This window comes from Paraburkholderia phymatum STM815 (genome assembly GCF_000020045.1).
Taxonomy (GTDB): Bacteria; Pseudomonadota; Gammaproteobacteria; order Burkholderiales; family Burkholderiaceae; genus Paraburkholderia; species Paraburkholderia phymatum.
The window spans coordinates 1,748,090-1,769,298 of the sequence record NC_010625.1 but is presented as its reverse complement, the minus strand read 5'-3'; the positions used below and the strand labels follow the sequence as shown (position 1 = coordinate 1,769,298).

The 21,209-nt window shown below is 63.0% G+C and carries 23 protein-coding genes and 1 pseudogene; 13 read left to right on the top strand and 11 right to left on the bottom strand.

What is annotated here, in order from left to right; genetic code table 11:
* Positions 1 to 148: 148 nt before the first annotated feature.
* A pseudogene (gene treF, locus BPHY_RS35270) lies at positions 149 to 1,945 on the bottom strand (alpha,alpha-trehalase TreF).
* Positions 1,946 to 2,042: 97 nt separating this feature from the next.
* Here treF and BPHY_RS35265 point away from each other — a divergent pair.
* The 3 genes from BPHY_RS35265 to BPHY_RS40535 all read left to right on the top strand — a co-directional run bounded on the left by BPHY_RS35265 (position 2,043) and on the right by BPHY_RS40535 (position 4,424).
* Positions 2,043 to 3,095, top strand: coding sequence for an FUSC family protein (locus BPHY_RS35265; protein WP_012406263.1), 1,053 nt, complete (start codon positions 2,043 to 2,045; stop codon positions 3,093 to 3,095).
* Between the two features lie 192 nt (positions 3,096 to 3,287).
* Positions 3,288 to 3,488: a hypothetical protein gene (locus tag BPHY_RS42220; protein ID WP_041765897.1), complete on the top strand. Its 201-nt coding sequence runs from the start codon at positions 3,288 to 3,290 to the stop codon at positions 3,486 to 3,488.
* Positions 3,489 to 4,001: 513 nt separating this feature from the next.
* Positions 4,002 to 4,424 carry a rubredoxin gene (locus BPHY_RS40535; RefSeq protein WP_012406261.1) on the top strand — a complete coding sequence of 141 codons (423 nt, stop codon included), beginning with the start codon at positions 4,002 to 4,004 and terminating at the stop codon, positions 4,422 to 4,424.
* Between the two features lie 63 nt (positions 4,425 to 4,487).
* Here the strand turns inward: BPHY_RS40535 and BPHY_RS42215 are convergent, their stop codons facing one another.
* Positions 4,488 to 4,631: a hypothetical protein gene (locus BPHY_RS42215; RefSeq protein WP_157686904.1), complete on the bottom strand. Its 144-nt coding sequence runs from the start codon at positions 4,629 to 4,631 to the stop codon at positions 4,488 to 4,490.
* Positions 4,632 to 4,837: 206 nt separating this feature from the next.
* Between BPHY_RS42215 and BPHY_RS35250 the strand changes: the two genes are divergently transcribed.
* On the top strand, positions 4,838 to 5,179 hold the full coding sequence (locus tag BPHY_RS35250) for a BspC domain-containing protein (RefSeq protein WP_244257580.1): 342 nt from the start codon (positions 4,838 to 4,840) through the stop codon (positions 5,177 to 5,179).
* 11 nt (positions 5,180 to 5,190) lie between these two features.
* On the opposite strand, the gene BPHY_RS35245 is transcribed toward BPHY_RS35250, so the two are convergent.
* The 3 genes from BPHY_RS35245 to BPHY_RS35235 form a co-directional block, all read right to left on the bottom strand.
* Positions 5,191 to 5,490, bottom strand: coding sequence for a hypothetical protein (locus tag BPHY_RS35245; RefSeq protein ID WP_012406259.1), 300 nt, complete (start codon positions 5,488 to 5,490; stop codon positions 5,191 to 5,193).
* Positions 5,491 to 5,609: 119 nt separating this feature from the next.
* The gene (locus tag BPHY_RS35240) at positions 5,610 to 6,527 is read right to left on the bottom strand and encodes a LysR family transcriptional regulator (protein WP_012406258.1); all 918 of its coding nucleotides are present in this window, start codon (positions 6,525 to 6,527) and stop codon (positions 5,610 to 5,612) included.
* Positions 6,528 to 6,590: 63 nt separating this feature from the next.
* The gene (locus BPHY_RS35235) at positions 6,591 to 7,502 is read right to left on the bottom strand and encodes a LysR family transcriptional regulator (RefSeq protein WP_012406257.1); all 912 of its coding nucleotides are present in this window, start codon (positions 7,500 to 7,502) and stop codon (positions 6,591 to 6,593) included.
* Positions 7,503 to 7,910: 408 nt separating this feature from the next.
* Between BPHY_RS35235 and BPHY_RS35230 the strand changes: the two genes are divergently transcribed.
* The 3 genes from BPHY_RS35230 to BPHY_RS35220 all read left to right on the top strand — a co-directional run bounded on the left by BPHY_RS35230 (position 7,911) and on the right by BPHY_RS35220 (position 10,653).
* Complete coding sequence (locus BPHY_RS35230; protein WP_012406256.1) at positions 7,911 to 8,660, top strand: creatininase family protein; 750 nt, start codon at positions 7,911 to 7,913, stop codon at positions 8,658 to 8,660.
* A gap of 195 nt (positions 8,661 to 8,855) precedes the next feature.
* Positions 8,856 to 9,956: an NAD(P)H-dependent flavin oxidoreductase gene (locus BPHY_RS35225; RefSeq protein WP_012406255.1), complete on the top strand. Its 1,101-nt coding sequence runs from the start codon at positions 8,856 to 8,858 to the stop codon at positions 9,954 to 9,956.
* 28 nt (positions 9,957 to 9,984) lie between these two features.
* The gene (locus BPHY_RS35220) at positions 9,985 to 10,653 is read left to right on the top strand and encodes an MOSC domain-containing protein (RefSeq protein WP_012406254.1); all 669 of its coding nucleotides are present in this window, start codon (positions 9,985 to 9,987) and stop codon (positions 10,651 to 10,653) included.
* 72 nt (positions 10,654 to 10,725) lie between these two features.
* On the opposite strand, the gene BPHY_RS35215 is transcribed toward BPHY_RS35220, so the two are convergent.
* The 3 genes from BPHY_RS35215 to BPHY_RS35205 all read right to left on the bottom strand — a co-directional run bounded on the left by BPHY_RS35215 (position 10,726) and on the right by BPHY_RS35205 (position 13,193).
* A complete protein-coding gene (locus tag BPHY_RS35215; RefSeq protein WP_012406253.1) occupies positions 10,726 to 10,962 on the bottom strand; it encodes a tautomerase family protein in 237 nt (78 codons plus the stop codon).
* A gap of 59 nt (positions 10,963 to 11,021) precedes the next feature.
* A complete protein-coding gene (locus BPHY_RS35210; protein ID WP_012406252.1) occupies positions 11,022 to 11,732 on the bottom strand; it encodes an SDR family NAD(P)-dependent oxidoreductase in 711 nt (236 codons plus the stop codon).
* Positions 11,733 to 12,170: 438 nt separating this feature from the next.
* Positions 12,171 to 13,193, bottom strand: coding sequence for a TIGR03571 family LLM class oxidoreductase (locus BPHY_RS35205; RefSeq protein WP_012406251.1), 1,023 nt, complete (start codon positions 13,191 to 13,193; stop codon positions 12,171 to 12,173).
* Positions 13,194 to 13,442: 249 nt separating this feature from the next.
* Here BPHY_RS35205 and BPHY_RS35200 point away from each other — a divergent pair, with 249 nt between their 5' ends.
* From BPHY_RS35200 to BPHY_RS35185, 4 genes are all read left to right on the top strand, one after another.
* Positions 13,443 to 13,757 carry a DUF485 domain-containing protein gene (locus BPHY_RS35200; protein ID WP_012406250.1) on the top strand — a complete coding sequence of 105 codons (315 nt, stop codon included), beginning with the start codon at positions 13,443 to 13,445 and terminating at the stop codon, positions 13,755 to 13,757.
* Positions 13,754 to 15,427, top strand: coding sequence for a cation/acetate symporter ActP (gene actP / locus BPHY_RS35195; RefSeq protein WP_012406249.1), 1,674 nt, complete (start codon positions 13,754 to 13,756; stop codon positions 15,425 to 15,427). The genes BPHY_RS35200 and actP overlap by 4 nt, the downstream gene beginning before the upstream one ends.
* A gap of 63 nt (positions 15,428 to 15,490) precedes the next feature.
* A complete protein-coding gene (locus BPHY_RS35190; protein WP_052306249.1) occupies positions 15,491 to 16,075 on the top strand; it encodes a cytochrome b in 585 nt (194 codons plus the stop codon).
* Between the two features lie 3 nt (positions 16,076 to 16,078).
* On the top strand, positions 16,079 to 17,068 hold the full coding sequence (locus tag BPHY_RS35185; RefSeq protein WP_012406247.1) for an NAD(P)H-dependent flavin oxidoreductase: 990 nt from the start codon (positions 16,079 to 16,081) through the stop codon (positions 17,066 to 17,068).
* An 82-nt stretch (positions 17,069 to 17,150) separates the two neighbouring features.
* Here the strand turns inward: BPHY_RS35185 and BPHY_RS35180 are convergent, their stop codons facing one another.
* Entirely contained in the window at positions 17,151 to 18,095 is a 945-nt protein-coding gene (locus tag BPHY_RS35180; RefSeq protein ID WP_012406246.1) for a LysR family transcriptional regulator, read from the bottom strand.
* Positions 18,096 to 18,254: 159 nt separating this feature from the next.
* On the opposite strand from BPHY_RS35180, the gene BPHY_RS35175 reads away from it, so the two are divergent.
* Positions 18,255 to 18,626 carry a DUF2784 domain-containing protein gene (locus tag BPHY_RS35175; protein ID WP_012406245.1) on the top strand — a complete coding sequence of 124 codons (372 nt, stop codon included), beginning with the start codon at positions 18,255 to 18,257 and terminating at the stop codon, positions 18,624 to 18,626.
* Positions 18,627 to 18,641: 15 nt separating this feature from the next.
* Here the strand turns inward: BPHY_RS35175 and BPHY_RS35170 are convergent, their stop codons facing one another.
* Positions 18,642 to 19,808, bottom strand: coding sequence for an MFS transporter (locus BPHY_RS35170; RefSeq protein WP_041766432.1), 1,167 nt, complete (start codon positions 19,806 to 19,808; stop codon positions 18,642 to 18,644).
* Positions 19,809 to 19,959: 151 nt separating this feature from the next.
* Between BPHY_RS35170 and BPHY_RS35165 the strand changes: the two genes are divergently transcribed.
* Positions 19,960 to 20,847 (top strand): LysR family transcriptional regulator, encoded by an 888-nt coding sequence (locus tag BPHY_RS35165; RefSeq protein ID WP_012406243.1) that lies wholly within the window; start codon positions 19,960 to 19,962, stop codon positions 20,845 to 20,847.
* A gap of 20 nt (positions 20,848 to 20,867) precedes the next feature.
* Here the strand turns inward: BPHY_RS35165 and BPHY_RS35160 are convergent, their stop codons facing one another.
* On the bottom strand, positions 20,868 to 21,131 hold the full coding sequence (locus tag BPHY_RS35160; protein ID WP_041765894.1) for a hypothetical protein: 264 nt from the start codon (positions 21,129 to 21,131) through the stop codon (positions 20,868 to 20,870).
* Positions 21,132 to 21,209: the final 78 nt, after the last annotated feature.

Here is a 21,209-nt window from a genome sequence, read left to right as displayed (position 1 = left end):
ATTTCAATAGCATGCTGTATCGAATCCCGCCGGTTACTGTGAGCGCAGTCTACGCGGAGCCCCATGCCGAAGGTGCAACATGTGTGCGAGTTTCGTAACAAGCAGTTAGGCGGCGTGCAGACTGTGCTCCCTTCAGTGCGTCAGCGCCTCAAGGCGAGGAGGCAGGCGCAGGTGTCGGCTGCAGGCGATGTGTCGTCTTCGGCGCAGCGGCTGCCGCCGACGCCGCTTCCGATACGCCCTCAGCACCCGAAGGCACATCGGCGGGTCGCGTCGACGTCCCGGCAGCGGCGGGATACATCGCCATCAGCGTGCGCAGCACGCCATTGGTCTAGCCGAAACCATCCTGCAACGGATACTCGCCGCCGCCCGCCGCCGTCGAACCCGCCTGCGCATCGACGTCGTACTTTTCGACCAGCTTGCCCGTGTGCTGGTAGTAAGCGACGTTCGTGCCGATCCAGCGCGTCGCGATCTGCTGCGCGAGGTCCGCGTCGCCATAGCGCCGCAGGCCCGTGACGGCGAGATACTGCAGCGGCGCCCAGCCGTTCGGCTCGTCCCACTGCTGGCCTGTCTGCACCGTCGTCGTCGCGAGTCCGCCGGGACGCAGCAGACGCGCGCGGACCGTTGCGGCGACGGCCGAGGCCTGCGTTTTCGTTGCGACGCCCGCGTACAGCGGGTACACCGTGGCGGCACTGAGCCGGTGCGTAAGCTGATGCCGGGCGAAGTCGTAATCGCCGAATGCGTTGAGTTGCGGATCCCACAGCACGCGCCGGATAGCGTCGGCGCGCACGGCCGCGCGCTGCTCCAGGTTTTCCGCGTGCGTGGCGTCGCCCTGGGCGCGGTACGCCTTTGCGAGCGTGCGTTCGAGATCGACGAGCAGGCTGTTCAGATCGACGGGAATGATCGACGTGACTTCGATCGTCGCGAGCGTCTTGCCGTCCGCGAACCAGCGCGAACTGAAGTCCCAGCCCGTTTCGCCGCCCGCGCGCAGATTGCGCCACAGATCGCCGGCATGGCGTTGCGGCGTCGCCTGAGCGGTGGCGACGTCTTCCCGATACGATTCGTCGCGCGGCGTGTCACGCTCGTCCCAATAGCGGTTCAGCAGCGTGCCGTCAGGCAGGCGCACGAGATGCCGATACGCGCTGCCCGGTGCGACCTTGTCGTGACCCTCCATCCAGTACGCGTATTCTTTGCGCAGCACGGGCAGATAGTGCAGATAGACCTGATCGCCTTCGCGATCGGCGGCGAGGCGCACCATCTGCGCGAAGAACGGCGGCTGCGAGCGGCTCAGATAATAGGTGCGGTTGCCGTTGGGAATGTGGCCATACCGGTCGATCAAGGTCGCGAAATTGTCCAGTTCGCTCTTCAGCAGGTTGTCGCGTCCGCTTTGCCGCAGGCCGAGCATGATGAAGTACGAGTCCCAATAGTAGATTTCGTCGAAGCGGTCGCCAGGCACGATGTACGGGTCCGGCAGCGGCAGCAGCGACGACCACGGGCTGGCGCTCGCGTCGGGATCCCGCCTGAGCACGGACCAGAGTGTGTCGATGTGCGCTGTCACGCTCTCATTCGCATCGGACACGTAGTCTTTGGTCTCGCGCGCGGGCAGCGTGAAGTGCTGCTCGACGAACGCTTTCAGGTCGAACCGCGCATCGTCCTTGTGCCTGGCATAATCGGCGAGGATCTGTTGCGGCGGCGCGTCAGGCACCATGTCGGCGAAGGTCTTGCTGTCGGGATACAGATGCGCGAGTTCGACATCGCGATACAGCGCGACGTATAGATCGGACGGCGGCACGGGCACGACAGGCGACACACTGCTCGCCACGGCCGCGGACGCAGCATCCGCTGGCAACGCTTGCGCGATGGCGCTGCGCGTATTCGATGCGAGCAGCGCGGCGGCGCACAGTGCGATCGAAACAATGCGACGGGTATGGACTGGCTGCATCGGCATGACGCTCCTGAGTGAGGGCTTTCGAATACAGGGAGTCACGGGAGCAAGGCATGTTCCCCAATGAAGGCAGTTCATGCGTTTTGACGGAAGTACCCGAATGACAGGACAAGATCGAGACTGGCTCACGAACCTGTTGCGCGCACCCGAAGCGCGGCGCTTCGCACGCACGCTGACGGGCTGCGTGCTCAGCTACGGCGCCGCGAAACTCGCGAGCTTGCCCGAGGGCTATTGGGCGTTGATCACGACGATGATCGTCGTGACGCAACCGAGTCTCACGCAGGCGATCACCACTGCGCGCGATCAGATCATCGGCGCGTGCATCGGTGCAATGGTGGGCGGCATGGGTCTCGTCGTGATGGATCGCGGCTTCGATCCGCTGACCGTGTTCTCCGTTGCGCTGCTGCCGCTCGCGGCGCTTGCCGCTGCGCGGCCGGGGCTGCGGCTCGCGTGCGTGACGCTGGTGATCGTGCTGCTCGTGCCAGGGGACGCCGGTTCGGCGTTCGTGCGGCCGCTGCATCGTGTGGCCGAGATTCTGATCGGCGCGGCGGCCGCGTTCATTGCGACGGTGATGTGGCCGAATCGCGCGTTGAAGAGCGCGCATCGGAACGCGCACGACTGCCTGGCAGCGCTTGCGCAGATGATCGAGCACAAGCTCGCTTTCTCTCGCGACGATACGGCGCTCGCCCTTCTCGAGCAAACCAGCCTCGCCGCGCAGACGGCGCTTGCCGAAGCGCTGCAAGAGGCGGGACGCGAGCATGTGTTCGTGCCGATCCTGCGGGACAGTTCCGATGCGATCGACAAGGTGCCCCCGTTTCTAAGCCGCCTGCACCGCGACGTGCTGGTGTTCGGCCAGGCCCTCGCGCACACATGCGCAGATGGCGGCAAGCCGCATGTCGACCCGGTGTGGCAGGCGCTGCCGCGCACGTTGTCCGCGCTCGCCGAAGCGGTCAGCCAAATCCCCGTCAACGCAAGGAAGGCGCGCGAAGCTCGCGAGACACTCGGTCCCTTGCTGAAGCGGATCAACGAACGCGTGGACGGCGCACACGCGGCGCTCGCGCCGGGCATCGAACTCGTGATGGCGCTGATCGTGAAAGATACGGACGGTCTGCTGCAAGTCCTGACACCCTCGGGCAAGCCCAAATCACTGTGACGGGCGGCCGCCTCCGTGCATGACTAACACCTGCGCAAGCGAGCGACTATGCTTTTTAGGTGTTCCGCAAAGTCAGTCTCGCTCGGACGCAAACGACTGACCATTCGGTAGACACGCGTCGTGAACGTTTGCAAACGGTCGTGCGCGATCACGGTCGATTGTCATCGCAACGATCGAACAAGGAGGTGAAGAATGAAGACCCTTGCGTTTGTTCTTGCTGTCGTGGGTTTGGTCGGCCTGGCCGCGCCCGTAGCCTCGTTTGCGAAGGCCGATCAGAACGCCGAATACTATCGGGCCGACGACCGCGTCCGTGAAACGGGCGGCGATACGAAAGAAGCGAGGCGGCAGAGCAATTGCCAGAGCCGTGGCGACTGTGCGCCCGTCGATCGATAAAGCGGTTCTGCTGTGGTGAATTGCCGCAGCGCCGTGCGTTCGGTCATGGCGGGCGCACGGCGGCGCGTTGGCAAAAACGAATGGCGCATTGACCGCAATCCCCCGCCCGAAAGACTGTATCAACCACACGGAATTAATCGCGGCCTTCTCGCGAGCGATAATCGATGCTCGCATTGCAAGTCAATTTTCCCGCATGCAGCATCCCGATCCGCGCAAGTCGACAGCGAAAAGAAAGCTGCGGGGCAAATGAGCGTTTAAAATCCGGGCTCGCGTTTTTCGTGGACCGGACGCAATCCCACGGTTCACCCGTCATTTATTCTGTTCAAGCCTCATGTCGACCCCCAATCGTGCCAACACTCGCCGTTCGCTGACGCTGCTCGAAACCCTCGGTCTGGTCGGTATCGCCGCCGCGCTGTGCAGCGCGCTGCTGCGTCACTTTTTCTGAGTGCAGCGGTCGTCAGGCCGGCTGCGCGGCGAACGCCAGCAGCATGCGTTCGCTCCACGTCACTTCACATGTACAAGAAAGCCACTGCCGTAGAACTCCAGTTTTCGCCCGACCGACTCAACGATGGCGCCGGCGATCCGTTCTGGATCGACCTGAACCATCAGGAAGCCGTCGAGTTGCATCAGGCGCTGCAACGCTATCTCGACACGTCAGCCGCCGAACGGCCCGCGCCGTTCGTCGTGTCGCTGGATCAGGACAGCAACGCAGCCGTGACGGAAACGGCCGGCTCGAACGGCGCATCGCAAACGCAGGCGTCCGCGGACGACTTCAAGCAGTGGGTCTGCGTGATCTGCGGCTGGATCTACGACGAGGCAGCCGGCTTGCCGGAAGAAGGCATTGCGCCCGGCACGCGCTGGGCCGACGTGCCGGAAGACTGGCGCTGCCCGCTGTGCGACGTCGGCAAGGAAGACTTCGCGCTCGTCGAGTTCTGATCTCGACTCGATGCATTAACCCCACGCGCCCAGGCGAGCGTGCACTCCTTGACCATCGCGCGATCAATCGGATCCGCGACGCGGCGCTGGAAATAGCGCCGATTGCACCGTGTAGTTCGGCGCGAGCAAAAAGAGACTGGCCTTGCGCGAGCACGCGACGAGCGTCGCGCACGCCGGCGCGATCACAGCGACGTGAGAGCGGTTCATTGCGATCCGTTATGCAGGATTGAAGTCACTCGGACGACGCAATCGATGCAAGCCCAGCGAAGCAGGTATACTTTCGCGCCTTGAGAGTTTGCAATACATCTGCACTTCTTGGGCGCCACTTAGCAATGAAAAGCATCACTGCCTTATTGGGCATCTTTAGTCTTATCTGGGTCTGCACAAGCGCGTTTTCGCAAACCGAGGCCGACGTGCCCGACGATTACGCATATCTCGCACGCCTTCACGTGCGTCCTTCCGTCATCAACTGTATCGCGGAGATCGACCGCTGGATTCGCACTACCTCACGTTATGACATGTTTCTCGCACCGGACCGCCGCGTGCTGAAGGCGAAGGTTGATCAAAGCACGGGCCTCTTTGCGGGCAACAATGGTTCGCAGCCGGTCGAGTCGACGGTATCGATGCGCGCGTTTGCTCATGTGCGCGGCCGGCAGTCATGGATTCCCGTGGTTGCGAAGTGCGGCGTTTGGCGCGACCATGTGGTCGGCGTGTCGCTGCAGCAGATCGAGGGCCGGACGCCCGTTGTGCACTGACGGATCGAGCCTCATTCGCCGTGGTTGTTCAGCGTGAACCCTGACGGCGAACCGTATGAAAACCGGCGTGTCAGCGAGCGCACATCGTACTCGCGCAATGCGGAGAGATACGACGGACCGTGAATGATGGCTGGCGACGGCGTGGATGTCTTGTGCCGGTCGTGATGATCCGGCTGGATGCCCGGCGAGCCGAAATCGGAAGAGGGATTGGCGAGCGCGACGATCACCGGGCTGTCCGCGTGAGCCGAATAGATGCCGGCGGCGCTGAACGCGGCCATCCATGCTGCAAGCAGGACGACGTAAGGCTTCATGTGCGACGGGCTGCCGTTCGGTTTCGGCGTGCCGTTCGCGCACGATGCGCGCAGTTCGCCGCTATGAATCGATATTAGTCACGCAATGACGGCAACGCAAGCCGGGCCGGCGGCGCGCGTCACGTCAGCTCGTCGATCATCAGCTGCGCCGCGGCGGACAGCGCGCAGCCGCGCCGCGTCACAATGCCGTAAGGCTCGGTGCGCGAGCGCACGTCGATTGCAAGCGGCCGCGCGAGGCCGTGATCAGCAAGCAGCGCGGCCATGTCGCGCGGCATCAGCGAAACGAGCGTCGGGTCGCGCTGCAGCATCAGCACGGTGGTCATCGTCGAGGCCGTTTCGATGGGATGCGGCGGCACGGAAAGCCCCGCTTCCTTGAACTCGCGCTCGAACAGGCCACGCAGCGGCATGATGCTCGGATAGACGATCCAGCGGCTCGACGCAAGATCGGCGAGCTTGACTTTGCGGGCTTTCGCCAGTCGATGCAGCGGACTCGCGACGATCGCGAGCGGCTCGTCGCGCAGTTCCACATAGTCGTAGTGATCGGGCTGCTGCGCGACAGTCGTGCGGCAGATGGCGAGATCGAGGCGGCCCTGATCTAGCAGCGCCAGCAGCCGCGCGCTCGTGTCCTCCACGACTTCGACGGTCAACGTGGGCTGCCGTTCGCGCAGACGCGTCAAAGCGTCCACCAATACGCCCGACACGGCGCCCGTGATCGCACCGACTGCGAGCCGTCCGCCGGATCCTTGCAGGATGCCTTCCATCTCTTCGCGCAGATGCGCGACGTCCATATGAATCAGCCGCGCGTATCGGACCACGCAGCGTCCCAGCTCGTTCGGCTGGATGCCCTGTGGCGAACGGGTGAAGAGGGTCGCGCCGAAGGTCGCTTCAATCTCGCGCAGCGCCTTGGTTGCGCCGGGCTGCGTCAGCGCCATCTGATCGGCGGCGCGATGCAGCGAGCCGTGCTCGTCGAGCGCGATCAGCAGACGCAGTTGCTTGAGGCGCAGACGGGCAACAATCGAATCGACGTTCGGCAGCATAAGTCGGAGCAAGAGAGAAAGGGCGGACGACGAAATTCAGCGCAGTGGCAAAGGGCGGGCGTTTTACGCTCTGAGCTTTTCCACCAGAAACTCGACGAAGCAGCGCACGCGCGACGACAGATGCCGCGCATGCGGATAGAGCAGCACGAAGGGCCGCGTGCGTCCGCCGTACGGTTGGAGCACTTCGCGCAGCGTGCCGTCCTTCAGATCCTTGTCGACGACGAAGCGATAGGTCTGGAACAGCCCAGCGCCGTGTCGCGCGAGCGTCGCGCCCGCCAGCACGTCGCCGGACGTGCCATACCCACCGCGCGTCATCATGTCGATTTCTGCATCTTCGTGCCGGAAGATCCACGGGATGTTGCGGCCCGTGCTCGGCAGCGCGAACTGAATGCATTCGTGATGAATCAGGTCGTCGGGTGTGTCCAGCTTGCCCGCCGACTTCAGATACGCGGGCGAAGCGACCACCACGAGTTCGGCGTCTTCGAGCTTACGGGCGATGAGGGCGGAGTCGTCGGGCGCGCGGCCTCGAATGGCGAGGTCGAAGCCTTCGTCCGCGAAATCGATGTTGCGATTGCTGAGATGTGTTTCGACGGTCACTTCCGGATACAGTGCGCGAAATTCCGCGAGCAGGGGCAGCACACGATAGTGGCTGTACGGCGTCGGCATGCTGATGCGCAGCACGCCCGACGGCGTGCTCTGCTGGCCCGTCGCTTCGCGTTCCGCATCGGCGAGCTGGTTGAGCGCGAGACGGCATTGCTCGAAGTAGCGGCGTCCTGCATCGGTGAGCCTGATTTGCCGTGTGGTGCGCACGAAAAGCCGGACGCCGAGCCTTTCCTCCAGACGCGCAACCGAACGGCTGACGGCCGCGGGCGTCACGCTCGCAGCCGCTGCTGCCATCGTGAAGCTCTCCAGTTCGGCTGCGAGGCAGAACAGTTCGATGCTGCCAAGGAGTAGGTCTTCGAATTGACGCTGCATGGCGTGTCCGTGATCGGCGGAGGTCGCTCGCATGGTGTGCAACGCACACGCGCTGCGAAGTCGCGGCGCAGGGCTGCGCCGCGTGTCCGCAGAGAATAGCAGGTCCGAAGTCCGCGCAGTTGTGCGAGCCGGCGCGCGCGGGCATCGTGCCGATGCCGAATCTTTCCCGTGCGGAACCTGTCGGATGCACTGACACCCGGCACTCAACAGTCGATGGATGAGAGGCAAAAGATGCCGTTGCCTTGCGGACAACGAGTCGTGAACCTTGTTGCTGTTGGTCGCTAGGCCGATTTGCCTGTACGCTTGTCCGGATCGGGCCTGCATTCCGCGCATGCGGCAACGGGCTTTACCTTTCCCCACGACCGACGCGCCACATCGTATGCAGCGCGAGGCAAAACAGGAGCTTCCATGCTTTTACATCTATCGACCTGGGCCGAGATCGAGCAATACCTGAAGCGCAGCCGTGCGATCGTCGTGCCCATCGGCTCGAACGAGCAGCACGGTCCGACGGGCCTGCTGGGCACCGACTGGCTTTGTCCGGAAATCATCGCGCGCGAAGCGGAGAAGACGGCGGACATCCTCGTCGCGCCGACCTTCAATATCGGCATGGCGCAACATCACCTCGGCTTTCCCGGCACGATTTCGCTGCGGCCGTCCACATTCATCGCTGCCATTGGCGACTGGATCCGTTCGCTGGCGACGCACGGTTTCCAGCAGATCCTGTTTCTCAACGGACATGGCGGCAACATCGCATCGATCGAGGCGGCGTTCTCCGAGGCCTATGTCGAAGCGAGCTTCGCGAAACGGCACGCTGGTTTTGCGATGAAGCTGTGCAACTGGTGGGATCTCGAAGGGGTAGGTGAACTGGCGCGCAAGCAGTTCCCCGAAGGTCACGGCTCGCACGCGACGCCGTCTGAAATCGCGATCACGCAATGGGCCTATCCCGACGCCATCAAGTCCGCCGACTACTCGCCAAAGATCGCACCGTCTGGCCCGATCCGCGAGGCATTGGATTTCCGTGCGCGTTATCCCGATGGCCGCATGGGCTCGGACCCGGCTCAAGCATCGCCGGAAAAGGGCGGCGAACTCGTGCGGATGGCGGCATCCAGCCTTGTACGCGAGCTGAACGCATTCGCGAGCGAGCCGCTGCCCGGTTAGCGCACCTGTTCCCGGCGCTCAAGAGTGAATTGCCCGCTTAATGGTTGACCCGTCGTCCGCTGGAAAAGATGATTTGAGGTATAGATGGCATGGCGAGAGCGCCTGCAATCGACGCACGGCGGATCTGTCACCGTTCGCCGCGCGCAGCGTCTGAGGCGCGCCGGCATGCGTTAACCGTTTCGATGAGGACAGGACATGAGCACGCGTTCCGAAGGCAAACCGCTACTGAGTCTGCTGGGCATCAGCAAGCCGATCATCCAGGCGCCGATGGCGGGGGTCACGACCCCGGCGCTGGCGGCCGCCGTCACCAACGCGGGCGGTCTCGGCTCGCTTGGCGTGGGCGCGATGAAAGCCGAGGCCGCGCGCAAGACTATCCGCGATACGCGTGCGCTGACGAGCGGGCCGTTCAACATCAATGTGTTTTGCCATGCATCCGCCGCGGCCAATGCGAAAGTCGAACAGGAATGGCTGAGCTGGCTTGCGCCGCAATTTGCGAAGTACGGCGCAAGCGCGCCTGAAAAACTGAGCGAGATCTACACGAGCTTCGGCGACGACCAGGCGATGCTCGACGTGTTTCTGGAAGAGAAACCGGCCATTGTGAGCTTTCACTTTGGCATGCCGTCGAAGGAGACCATCAAGGCGTTGAAGGACGCGGGCATCGTGCTGCTGGCATCGGCGACGAATCTCGAAGAGGCGCAGCAGGTCGTCGATGCGGGCGTCGACGCGCTCGTCGCGCAAGGCATCGAAGCTGGCGGACATCGCGGCGTGTTCGACCCGCAAGTCTTCGACGAAGGCCTCGGCACGTTGGCGCTGACGCGTTTGCTGGTCGAGAAATTCGATCTGCCCGTCATTGCGGCGGGCGGCATCATGGACGGCGCGGGCATTGCTGCGGTGCTCGCGCTGGGCGCGCAGGCCGCACAACTCGGCACTGCGTTCGTGCCGTGCCCCGAGACGTCGATCGACGAAGGTTACCGCCGCGCGATTCTCGGCGATGCCGCGCTTCACACTACGCTGACGTCGGCAATTTCGGGGCGCCCGGCGCGCAGTATGGTGAATCGCTTCACAGAACTCGGCCGCGCATCGGATCGTCCCGCGACCCCGGATTATCCCATCGCCTACGACGCGGGCAAAGCGCTGCACGCCGCCGCGAAAGCGAAGGGCGAATTCGGTTTCGGCGCGCAATGGGCGGGCCAGGCAGCGGCGCTCGCGCGTGCGTTGCCCGCAGCGGAACTGGTCGCGCGGCTCGAAGCGGAACTCGACGAAGCGGTTGGCCGTTTGCGGCAGTTCGCGCGCTAACGCTCCCATACAAAATAGCCGGCTACCAATGAACGACCCGATCACGTATGCAGAAAACGGCAGCAGCGGGCATGACGATGAAAAGGGCGCGCGCCTGCTTTCGATCAATATCGGCTTATGCCGGACGCTCGATATCGGGCGCGCATCCGAAGGTCTGACGGTCGAATCGGCGATTCGCAAGCGCTCGGTGAGCAGCGCGAGCGAAGGCGCGGCCATCGAAGTGCAGAAGCTCGGCCTCGCCGGCGACGAGCATGCGGACCTGAGCGTCCACGGCGGCCTCGACAAGGCCGTCTATCTTTATCCCTTTGAGCATTACCCGTGGTGGCAGCAACGGCGCATCGAAGCGGATGCACCCGAAGCCGGAAAACCGCTGGCATTCGGCTCGCTCGGCGAGAATCTGACCACCCAGGGCTTGCTGGAAACGGATCTGTGGATCGGCGATACGCTCCTGATCGGTCAGGTCAGGCTAAGGGTGGAAGCGCCGCGCAATCCGTGTTTCAAGCTCAACGCCGTGATGGGCTACAGAAAAGCGGTCAAGCATATGTACCTGAGCGGCTTCGCCGGCGTGTACCTGAGCGTGCTGCAAACTGGCTTCATTCGGGCGGGCGCGCGTATCGAACTCGTGCCGGGCAGCAGGCAGGAATCGGTGAGCAACATTCTGGCGTGGCGGCGCGCAAGAGCGCATCGCGAGCCATAAGCAAGTGGCGCGGAGACGGGCCAGGCTCTCCGCGCGACGTCGATCAATGACGAAACATCAAGGAAAAAGCGCTCAGTCCTTTTTCTGCGCCAGTTGCCGGCGATATTCATCGACGGGCAAACCGCCCCAGCCCCAGTTTTCCTTTTCGACTTCCTGAATGACGACGAAGGTCGCTTCCAGCGGCTTGTTCAGCACGTTCAGCAGCAGCTCGCTCGCGCCCTTGATGAGTTGAGCCTTTTCTTGCGGCGTTACTGCGCTGGTGCCGGGCTTGTTCCCTTCGCGGGTCACCTGAATAGTCACAATAGGCATGAGAATCTCCGAAGTGGTGTGTGGGACAGGCGCCGTTGCCGGCGCCGTGTCATGCTTTCTTAGTGGCCAGCGCTCTGGCCGCCATCCACGTGCAGAATCTCGCCTGTCACGAACGGTGCGGAGTCGAGGTACAGCACGGCGTCGACGATGTCGCGCATTTCGCCCATGTGGCCGACCGGGTGCAGCGCGCCCAATTGCTCATGCGTTTCCGGTGCATGCATCGGCGACTTGATGATGCCGGGCGACACGGCGTTCGCGCGGATGCCTGTCTTCGCGTATTCGATAGCGAGCGACCTGGTTGCCGCGTTCAGACCGCCCTTGGTCAGCGATGCGAGAACCGACGGCACACCCGCGACCGCGTGATCGACGAGGCTCGTCGTGATCTGCAGCACGTGACCGCTTTTATTCTTTTCCATCTCCGCGATTGCAAGCTGCGTGATGTGGAAGAAGCCGTTCACGTTCACATTCAGCACAGCGGCGTAGTCTTCAGCCGTGTATTGCGTGAACGGCTTGGCGATGAAGATGCCCGCGTTGTTGATCAGCGTGTCGACGCGGCCGAAGCGCTTCACAGCTTCCGATACTGCACGCTGTGCTACTTCCCGGTCGCCGATGTCACCGGCGACCGTCACGACGTTCGGATCGTCCGAAGGCTTGATCGAGCGTGCGACCGCGACGACGCGATAGCCCTGCTCGCGGAATCCCTTGACGATCTCCGCGCCAATGCCTTGCGATGCACCCGTGACGATGGCGACTTTTTGCGAATTGCTCATGATTGACCTTTGAAAGTTCGTTCGGCTTGCGTCGGAATTGACAGTGCCGTTAGGTCGTCAATCTAGGCTTCATCGAGCGGCTTGCGTACACCCGCAGCGGACAAACAGTTGTGATCGGCAGGAACAAATGCCGCCCGCGCGCGCGGGCCTGCCGACGCGGAAGTGACGCGGCTTTGCGTACGGGGCGGAAGGCGCGCATTCTGACGCGACCGGACGAATGGCGGGCGCGACTGTTGACATCGTGTAACAGCGGAATTGACGCTAAGCAGTGGGGCGGTGAAGGCACGCTTTGTACGCCAGGTGAAACGCAGATGTGCGCGAAATGGATCGACGGCGCGAGCGGTGCGCGCCGGCACACGCGAAGCGCAACGAAAGCCCACGCGCAACAAGCCGCCCCGGACTGGCCGGATGCGGCTGCATGCCTACACGACGGGATGGCTACGCGTTTGGCGGGAAATGCGCAAGCACGTCCTCGTGAAGTTCGTCGAGGATTTCTCGATAGTCGCGCGGCGTCACGCGCGGATTCAACGCGACATGCGACACGCCTCGCTCCCGTGCCTCGTCGAGATAGTCGCGCAGCGCACGGCTGCCGATCGCGAAGCCGCCTCCGATACGCCTGAACGGATAGTCCCGCCGTGGATGCAGATACAGGAATCCTCCGAACGCGAGGGGCTTGGCGTCGTCTTCGGCGGACTCGCCGTCCCTCGTCTGACGATTCGTTGCCTTCCACTCGTCGACGAATGACTGCAGTTTCGCCGGCTCGGGCACGAACCCGAGATAGCCGTCCATGTTGTTTGCGATCCAGCCGAGCGCCTGTTGCGAGCGCCCGACGGCGAGCGTCGGAACGCTGCCGAATAGCGGCCTCGGCAGCATCGTCAGCGAGCCGTCGCCGTGCCCGAAGCGTGGCGAGTCGAAGCGCGGGAAGTCCTTATCGCTGACGCTGCGGTACACCTCGTACGCCTGCCTGAAGCGCTCGCCGCGACTGTCGAAGTCGATCCCGAAGACGGGGTATTCGGCAGGCCGGTCGCCCGACGACATGCCGATCACGATGCGCCCGCCCGTCAGCCGGTCGAGCGAGTTGACCTGCTTCGCAAGCATCAGCGGTTCGCGCAGCGGCAGAACGATCCCTGTCGTGCCGAGCGTGATCTTCTGCGTCGCGGTGGCGAGATGCCCGATGTAGATCAGCGGCTCGAAGATCTGTCCGGAATCGCCGTATTGCGGGTCATAGAACGGAATGTCGCGCGCCCACAAGGCGGCGACGCCTGCCTGTTCGGCCCGCTGCGCCATCTGCACATGATCGGCCATCGACGGATGCGGCGACGCCGCATGGGTTTCGAGCGGCAGGATCAGCCCGACAGTGAGCGCGCCGCGCCGGAACACGCGGTTGTAACCGGGATGCGCTTGCAGAGGGAACGGCGCGCGCTCGACTTGCGGTTCGGGAAAGGGGATTTGCATGTCCATGATGTGCCTCCAATGACGCCAGAGTACGGATTCACGTCGACGGGAAAAACACAGCGCCGCTCATAACACTTGATACACGGCGTCATGAGCGTGGACAGAGGAGGGCAGCGTCTCACTCGCAATGATGGTACGCATCACCAATCATCATTTTACTTGATCGATGCTCGCTTCTATCGTTGGAAGAAACAGAAGAGCGCTTCGGGCAGCCCCTGACATGCGTCCATTTCCAAACGAAATACAGGAGACATCGTGGTTCAAACGACCGCACCTCACGACGTCCGGTTGTCGCCGGCGTTCGCTCGACTCGTCGCGCGCCGTCGCAGGCTCGTCGCATCGCTCACGCTGGGCACGCTGTTGCCCTACTACGCATTCGTACTGATCGCTGGATTCGCGCCGAAGGCACTCGCAATGAAGCTGTACCCAGGCAGTGTGATGACAATCGGCTGGCCTTTGGGCGTCGCGCTGATCGTCGGCACGTGGGTGCTGACGGGTATCTATATCCGTCGTGCAAACGGCGAGTTCGACGAGCTGACCGCTCGCATTCTGGCGGGAGACGTGCAATGAAACGTATCGTCACGCTCATTGGCTTCGCGCTTGCCTCGTGCATCGCTCGGGCGGCCACAGCAGCAGAAACGTTCGGCAAGGTGCAGAAGCAGCCGCTCAACACGACAGCCATTGCGATGTTCCTCGCGTTCGTCGTTGCGACACTCGGCATCACGTACTGGTCCGCATCGAAGACGAACTCGATGAAGGATTTCTACAACGCGGGCGGCGGCATTTCCGGGTTTCAGAACGGACTCGCGCTGGCGGGCGACTACATGTCGGCGGCCGCGCTGCTCGGGCTGACCAGTATGATCTTCTTCAACGGCTACGACGGCATGCTGTACGCAGTGAGCTTCTTCGTCGCGTGGCCGCTGCTGATGTTTCTGTTCGCGGAGCGTATCCGGAATCTGGGGCAGGTCACGATCGCCGATATCGCATCGTTCAGGCTCGACCAGCAGAGGATACGGACGTTGATGGCGTTCGGCTCGCTGACGGTCGTGTGCTTCTATCTCGTGGTGCAGATGGTAGGCGCAGGCCAGTTGATCCAGCTGCTTTTCGGGTTGCAATACAACTACGCGGTCGTCGTCGTCGGCGTGTTGATGGCCGTGTATGTGACGTTCGGCGGCATGGTCGCGACGACCTGGGTGCAGATCGTCAAGGCCGTGCTGATGCTGTTCGGTGCGAGCCTGCTTGCGCTGCTCGCGTTGAGCCAGTTTGGTTTTTCGTTGAACGACATGTTCGCGCAGGCGATAGCCACGCATAAGAGCGGCGCCGGCATCATGCTGCCTAGCAAACTCGTCGCCGATCCGTTCGCGATGCTGTCGCTGTCGGTGGGACTGGTGTTCGGTACGTCGGGGCTGCCGCATATCCTGATGCGCTTCTTCACGGTGCCGGACGCGAAAGCGGCGCGCAAGTCCGTGTTCGTCGCGACGGGCTTCATCGGTTACTTCTTTCTCGTCGTGATGGTGCTCGGCACGGCCGCCATTGTGATCGTGGGCCGCAATCCCACGTTCTTCGAGGGTGGCGTGGCGGGCGGCAAACTGATCGGCGGCGGCAACATGCCTGTCATGCATCTGGCGAAAGCGATGGGCGGCGATCTTGTGCTGGGCTTCCTGTCGGCTGTCGCATTTGCCACGATCCTCGCCGTCGTCGCGGGACTGACGATGGCAGGCACCTCGGCCATATCGCACGACCTGTACGCGATGGTGCTCAAGCGCAATCAGGCCGATCACGCGAAGGAAAAGCGCGTGTCGAGGATTGCATCGGTCGCGATTGCGGGCGTTGCGATTGTGCTCGGCATTCTGTTCAAGGATCAGAACGTGGCGTTCCTCGTGGCGCTGACATTCAGCGTGGCGGCATCGGTGAATTTTCCGATCCTCACGCTCTCGATTTACTGGAAAGGTTTGACGACGCGCGGCGCATTGATGGGCGGCATCGCGGGACTCGTCAGCGCAGTCGGTCTGGTCGTGCTGTCGCCCGCTGTCTGGGTCAGAGTGCTCGGGCACGTGACGGCGATCTTCCCCTACGACTACCCCGCCATCATTTCGATGTCGATCGCGTTCTTCTTCACGTGGATCGGCTCGATCACCGATCGGAGCGCGCGCGCGGCAAGCGAGCGCGATCAATTCGACCATCAGTTCGTTCGCGCGCAGACGGGCATCGGCGCGTCGCCAGCCGCGACTCACTCGTGAAATTGGTGCTATCCAAAGGGAATGCAAATGTCGAACTCGCACATGTCGTCAATGAAGTCCTCGATGAAAGATGCTGAGCTCCGCAGTCCGCATGCGCAGGGCAGGTTTCAATGGCGCGATAGCGGTCTGGGTTTTTCGCCCGTCACGATTGCGCTGCACTGGCTCGTCGCGGTCCTGGTGCTTGCGATCATCGCACTCGAAATCGTGCTGTGGTTCTCGCCCGGCACTGCGCTAGCGAGCGTTTTGAATCTGCTCGGCACGATCCTGTTTCCGGTGTCGCTCTATCGATTCTGGGCGCGCGTGACGTCCTGGCATCCGCTGCCCGTCGGCACGCCGAATCCTGTCGAGGTGATCGTGAGCAGGTCGGTCGCGACGTCGCTTGCACTTGCGATGGTGCTGCTGCCAATTGCGGCATGGCTTGCGAAGTCGGCTGCAGGCCAGCTTGTCGAGTTGCCGGGGGGCTGGATTATTCCTTCGCCAATGCGGCCTGATGCGCAAGCCGCGCATGTCTTCGAGGGGCTCTTCAGGATTGGCGCAACGCCGTTTCTGCTGGGACTCGCGCTGCATATCTTCGGTGCGTGCAAGAACCATTTCGTGTTGAAGAACGACGCCCTGAAACGCATGCTTGGCAAACGCGTGGAGCTTTGAATCATGAGCACAACAACGGTCAGTCAATTTGCTGGAAACGCCGTCACGAAGCTGTGCGGCATCCGCTATCCGATCTTCCTCGCCGGCATGGCAGCGATTTCCGGTCCGCAGCTCGTCGCTGCCGTCGCCAATGCGGGCGGCATGGGGACCATCGGCGGGTTGCGCTTGCCGCCACTCGCGTTGCGGCGCTGGATCCGCGAAACGAAGCAACTGACGGACAAGCCGTTCGGCGTGAATCTCGTGCCTTCGTTCGGCGGGCCGGATGTGTTTGAAGCGCAGTTTCAGGTCGTGCTGCAAGAGCGGCCGCGTATGTTGTCGCTGTTCTATGCGGAGAACTATCCGCAGATGATCGCGCGTGCGAAGGAAGCGGGCATGGTGGTCATGGTTCAGGTCGGCTCTGTCGAGCTGGCGCGCCAGGCCATCGCGCAGGGCGCCGACATCATCACCGCGCAGGGCAGCGAGAGCGGCGGTCATCTGAATCGCGGCACGATCGGACTGCTGTCGCTGCTGCCCTCGCTGATCGAAGTGGCCGATGGACGTCCCGTGCTCGCGGCGGGCGGCATCACGAATTGCGAAGACGTGCGCACGGTGATGCAGATGGGCGCGGGCGGCGTGCTGGCGGGCACGGCGTTCGTCGCGTGCGACGAGTCGAACGCGCATCCGCTCTACAAGCAGAAAATCGTCGACGCCACTGTCGACGATACCGAATACCGGACCGGCTATTCGTTCGGCTGGAGATACGGTACGCCGCATCGGGTCATCCCGAACCGGGACAAGTGGAACCTGTTGCGCTTCATGGGCGGCGGCGCGCGCGTGATCGACAAGCCGAAGATGGCGCAAAAGCTGTCGCTATATGCGGGACAGGGTGTCGGCAAGATCGATCGCGTGATGTCGGCCGCCGAACGCGTCGAAGAACTCGCGAAAGGGCTTGCCGCAGAACGGGTGCGTGAAATCGCAGAGCGTATCGAGGACCCTCGACTGCACTACGCATAGCGCACTAGAGTCTCACGAAAGAACGGCGGCGCATGATGAAAGTCCATGCGCTGCCGTTTTTTATGCGGCGATCAAATGCGCATCATGCGGCGTCGAAACAGGCCAGCCGGGACGCCAGCATATTTTCAGCGCGTGCGGGCCTGATGTCCGCATCGATTGCGAACTGCGCATGGGCGAGATCCGTCAACGCAGCGAAAGCTGGCGTCACGATGCTGTCTTTATTGCGGATGAGCACGGTCGTCACGTGTGAGAACTCCGGCGGCAGCGCGTGGCAATGCACGGCCTGCCGCGTGCCATGCCCCTCGACCACCGATCGCGGCAATAACGTCACGCCCATTCCCGCTGCGACGCACGACATGATCCCGTCCAGCGTGCCGAGCTCCATCACCTGGCCGGGGATGATGCCAGCCTGAAAGAACCAGTGTTCGAGTGTCGAGCGATAAAAGCAGCCCGTTCTGAACGCGAGCACGGTTTGTGCGGACATCCGGCTGGCGAGCGCGTCGACCGATTCGAACTCGATCCCGCTGACGAGCACCAGTTCTTCCTGAAAGACCTCTTCCTGATGAAGCGACGCATTCTGGTGGAAGCCGCCGACAAATGCACCGTCGAGCCGATGGCATTCGACAGCCTTGATCAATTCGGCCGTGGTGCCCGTCATCAACGATAGCTGTACTTGAGGATATCGCGCGTGATACTTCGCGAGGACCTTCGGCAAGCGAATGGCCGCCGTCGTTTCCATCGATCCGAGCCTCAACAGCCCGCGCGGCGATGCATTGTCGAGCAGCGCGTTGCGGCTCTCGTCCGTCAACTGGAGGATGCGTTGCGCGTAGCCGAGAAAGATCTGCCCGGCCGACGTGAGCATCACGCCGTTCTTCTGGCGGATGAAGAGCTGTTGATTCAATTCCCCTTCGAGCTCCTTGATGCGCATGGTGACGTTCGACTGAACGTTGTGAATTTTTTCAGCCGCCGCCGTGAAGCTGCCGAATTCGGCCACCGCACAAAACATTCTCAGATGTCGCAGTTCCATCGTGCGCCTCGTCGGATCACTTCGGATGATGAAGATTCAGGCTAGCACATCGGACGGGATGATCGACCTGCGTTCAACGACACAAACGCGGGCATCGTTGACGCGGTGGAAAAGGAAGGGAGGGGGTATCCTGCAAAAAGGCTTCTGGCAAGGAGCGTCATGATCTGGTTAGCCGACGCGGTACTCGTGCTGCATGCGCTGATCGTGCTGTTCATCGTCGGCGGGCTGCTGGCGATCTGGGCGGGTGCGGCGTTGCGGCATGCGTGGGTGCGCAATCGTGTGTTTCGCATCGTGCATCTGGCGGCGATTGGCAGCGTCGCATTGCTTGCCGCTCTCGATCTGCCCTGTCCGCTCACCGTCCTCGAAGACCGGCTGCGCACGGGAACGGCGAGCGGGCAAGGTTTCATCCAGCGTTGGGTGAGTGCATGGATGTACTACGATCTGCCACTGTGGGTGTTTGCGGTCGCCTATGTCGCGTTCCTGCTGATCGTCGCTCTCACGTGGATTCGCATCCCGCCCCGCGATCGTTGAGCGCGATATATCGAATCATTCTCTCAGCGCTTCACGCGCGATGCGCGGCCTCGCCTGTAGCGCCAGCGACGTGCAGCCGAGCGCGAGACCGACCGTACACACGCCCGGCCATTGCCAGATGCTCCAAGCCCAGATGCCCAGCGACGAACCGAGCGCGCCGCCCGCGAAACGGATCGTCATGTAGAGCGTATTGATGCGGCTCATCGCATCGGTTTTGACGCTCATGTTGCGCGCCATGTTCGCGACGTGTCCGCTCTGCAAGCCCAGATCGAGGACGATCACGCCCGCCACGAGCCCGGCGATGCTATGGCCCGAACCCACGAGGATCGCGAAAGCCAGCACAAAAATGGCGCTGCTTGCCAGCACGACTATCCGTGGATTGCGCCGGTCAATCAGCTTGCCTGCTTTCGTCGACGCAAGCGCGCCGACCACGCCGACGAGGCCGAACAACCCTGCGACTTCGCTTCCATAGTGCCCGTCCATTGCGCGCAGATGGAACGCCAGCGTCGCCCAGAACGCGCTGAATGCGGCGAATTGCAGCGCCGCGATCGCCGACGTCTGGCGGATAAGAGGCTCTTCGCGCAGAAGCGTCCACAGCGTGCCCATCAGGCGCCCGTATGGGCCCTCGTAGGTGGGTTGCGCGCGCGGCAATGCGCGCGACAGCATCGCGGCCACGACGAGCATCGCGGCCGCCGCGAGCCAGTACACGCTGCGCCAGCCGAAATGCTGGGCGATCGATCCGGAGACCGTGCGCGATACGAGGATGCCGCACAGCAAGCCGAACATCACAGTGCCGACGGCTTCGCCCCGTCGCTGCGGGCCCGCGAGTTGCGCCGCGAACGGTGTGAGCAGTTGCGGCGCGACGCTTGCGAGGCCCGTGAGAAAACTGGCCGCCACGAGCCAGCTCAGCGTCGGCGAGAGCGCAATGGCGGCAAGCGCTGCACTTGCGATGCACAACAGCGTGCGCAACATCGAGCGGCGTTCGAGCTTATCGCCGAGCGGCACGAAGAGCAGCAGGCCGAGCGCATAACCCGCCTGCGCCGCGACCGATACCGTGCCCGCCTGCCGCTCGCTGGTATGGAACGCCAGCGCGAAGTCGGGGAGCAAGGGCTGGTTGTAGTAGTTATTGGCGACCACGATGCCGGCTGCGCCGGCCATGAGCCAGTAGATCGAACGTTTCATCTGCATCGGGTTCCGTAACGTCGCCGCGCGTCGGGCAGGCGAACATTGGCGTCGATTTCTTCTCCATTTCGAGGAATGTAGACTATTCCGGAAATCGCCGGTATCCCTGGCGAACGGCAAGCACCCTTGCCGAATCCGGAAGAGTCGAATCATGGACCGTTTTGAAGCAATGAGCGTTTACGTCCGGGTCGTGGAGGCGGGAAGCCTGTCCGCGGCGGCGCGGGCAATCCCAATGTCGTTGACTTCGGTCAGCAGGCATATCGCGGCGCTTGAAGATCAGTTCGGCGCGCAACTGCTTCGGCGCACCACTCGCAATCTGGCGATGACGGACGAAGGACGCATCCTCTACGATCGCGCGAAGTCGATTCTCGGCGAAGTGGATGAACTCGGCAGCGCGCTGTCGGCGGGGCGGGGAAGGCTGTCCGGGCGGCTGCGGATCGCCGCGCCGAATCTGCTGGGACGGCTGCTGATCGCGCCGCTGCTGCCGCGCTTTCTCGCGATGCATCCGGACGTGGCCGTGGATCTCATGCTCGTCGATCGCGTCGTCAATATCGTCGAGGAAGGCTTGCATCTTGCCGTACGCGTCGGCCGTCTGCCGGATTCGAGCCTCGTCGCGCGCAAGCTCGACGACATCGAGATGATGGTGTGCGCCGCGCCGTCGTATCTGGCGCGGCGTGGCACGCCTCGCAGGCCCGACGATCTGCGCCGGCACGATTGCCTGGTATTCTCGGATGCGGCCGGGCCTGTCGACTGGCGCTTTCAGTCCGGTGCGACGCGCACGCGCGTGAGTGTGACAGGGCGTCTGTGGATGAATAGCCTCGACGCGCTGGTGTCCGCCGCGCTCGAAGGCGCGGGCATCGTGCGTGCGCCGGCGTGGCAGGTCGCCGCGCATATCGACGCGGGGCGCCTGCAGCCCGTGCTCGACAAGTTTGCGCCGCCCGCGACGCCTGTGCATGTGCTGTTCGAACGCACGAAGCTCGCGTCGCCGAAGATCAGGACGTTCGTCGACTATCTCGTCGATCAATGGGGCCGGGTGTGAATCGGCTCGTGCGACGTGCGTTACTGAGGCTGCGATCGCGAGTTCCGCGCGCAATGTGCGCAGCGTCTCGTATGCGTGTGCGAGTTGTTCGACGAGTGCGTCGGGAGCAGGCGCGATGGCATCCGCACTTCATCGACGATGCGGCGTTCGATCGACAGCATTGCCTTGATCGCCGAAGGAATGGGCGCGGCGAACGGCAGCTTGATAATCGGCCTGAGCCGCTCGAACGTGCGGCGTGCCGTCTCCTCGTCTTCCGCTTGCATCAGCGAATGATCGGCGAGCATTTACAGCCCTTCGATGACGACTTCGCCCGAATGGAACGGCGTGACGAGATGAAGCCAGATTCCGGGGTACATGTGTTC

Bases quoted from the DNA above. Each gene is read 5' to 3' on its own strand.
- BPHY_RS35265 (WP_012406263.1), top strand. From the start codon at position 2,043: ATGACAGGACAAGATCGAGACTGGCTCACGAACCTGTTGCGCGCACCC.
- BPHY_RS42220 (WP_041765897.1), top strand. From the start codon at position 3,288: ATGAAGACCCTTGCGTTTGTTCTTGCTGTCGTGGGTTTGGTCGGCCTG.
- BPHY_RS40535 (WP_012406261.1), top strand. From the start codon at position 4,002: ATGTACAAGAAAGCCACTGCCGTAGAACTCCAGTTTTCGCCCGACCGA.
- BPHY_RS42215 (WP_157686904.1), bottom strand. From the start codon at position 4,631: ATGAACCGCTCTCACGTCGCTGTGATCGCGCCGGCGTGCGCGACGCTC.
- BPHY_RS35245 (WP_012406259.1), bottom strand. From the start codon at position 5,490: ATGAAGCCTTACGTCGTCCTGCTTGCAGCATGGATGGCCGCGTTCAGC.
- BPHY_RS35240 (WP_012406258.1), bottom strand. From the start codon at position 6,527: ATGCTGCCGAACGTCGATTCGATTGTTGCCCGTCTGCGCCTCAAGCAA.
- BPHY_RS35235 (WP_012406257.1), bottom strand. From the start codon at position 7,502: ATGCAGCGTCAATTCGAAGACCTACTCCTTGGCAGCATCGAACTGTTC.
- BPHY_RS35230 (WP_012406256.1), top strand. From the start codon at position 7,911: ATGCTTTTACATCTATCGACCTGGGCCGAGATCGAGCAATACCTGAAG.
- BPHY_RS35225 (WP_012406255.1), top strand. From the start codon at position 8,856: ATGAGCACGCGTTCCGAAGGCAAACCGCTACTGAGTCTGCTGGGCATC.
- BPHY_RS35220 (WP_012406254.1), top strand. From the start codon at position 9,985: ATGAACGACCCGATCACGTATGCAGAAAACGGCAGCAGCGGGCATGAC.
- BPHY_RS35215 (WP_012406253.1), bottom strand. From the start codon at position 10,962: ATGCCTATTGTGACTATTCAGGTGACCCGCGAAGGGAACAAGCCCGGC.
- BPHY_RS35210 (WP_012406252.1), bottom strand. From the start codon at position 11,732: ATGAGCAATTCGCAAAAAGTCGCCATCGTCACGGGTGCATCGCAAGGC.
- BPHY_RS35205 (WP_012406251.1), bottom strand. From the start codon at position 13,193: ATGGACATGCAAATCCCCTTTCCCGAACCGCAAGTCGAGCGCGCGCCG.
- actP (WP_012406249.1), top strand. From the start codon at position 13,754: ATGAAACGTATCGTCACGCTCATTGGCTTCGCGCTTGCCTCGTGCATC.
- BPHY_RS35190 (WP_052306249.1), top strand. From the start codon at position 15,491: ATGAAAGATGCTGAGCTCCGCAGTCCGCATGCGCAGGGCAGGTTTCAA.
- BPHY_RS35185 (WP_012406247.1), top strand. From the start codon at position 16,079: ATGAGCACAACAACGGTCAGTCAATTTGCTGGAAACGCCGTCACGAAG.
- BPHY_RS35180 (WP_012406246.1), bottom strand. From the start codon at position 18,095: ATGGAACTGCGACATCTGAGAATGTTTTGTGCGGTGGCCGAATTCGGC.
- BPHY_RS35175 (WP_012406245.1), top strand. From the start codon at position 18,255: ATGATCTGGTTAGCCGACGCGGTACTCGTGCTGCATGCGCTGATCGTG.
- BPHY_RS35170 (WP_041766432.1), bottom strand. From the start codon at position 19,808: ATGAAACGTTCGATCTACTGGCTCATGGCCGGCGCAGCCGGCATCGTG.
- BPHY_RS35165 (WP_012406243.1), top strand. From the start codon at position 19,960: ATGGACCGTTTTGAAGCAATGAGCGTTTACGTCCGGGTCGTGGAGGCG.
- BPHY_RS35160 (WP_041765894.1), bottom strand. From the start codon at position 21,131: ATGCTCGCCGATCATTCGCTGATGCAAGCGGAAGACGAGGAGACGGCA.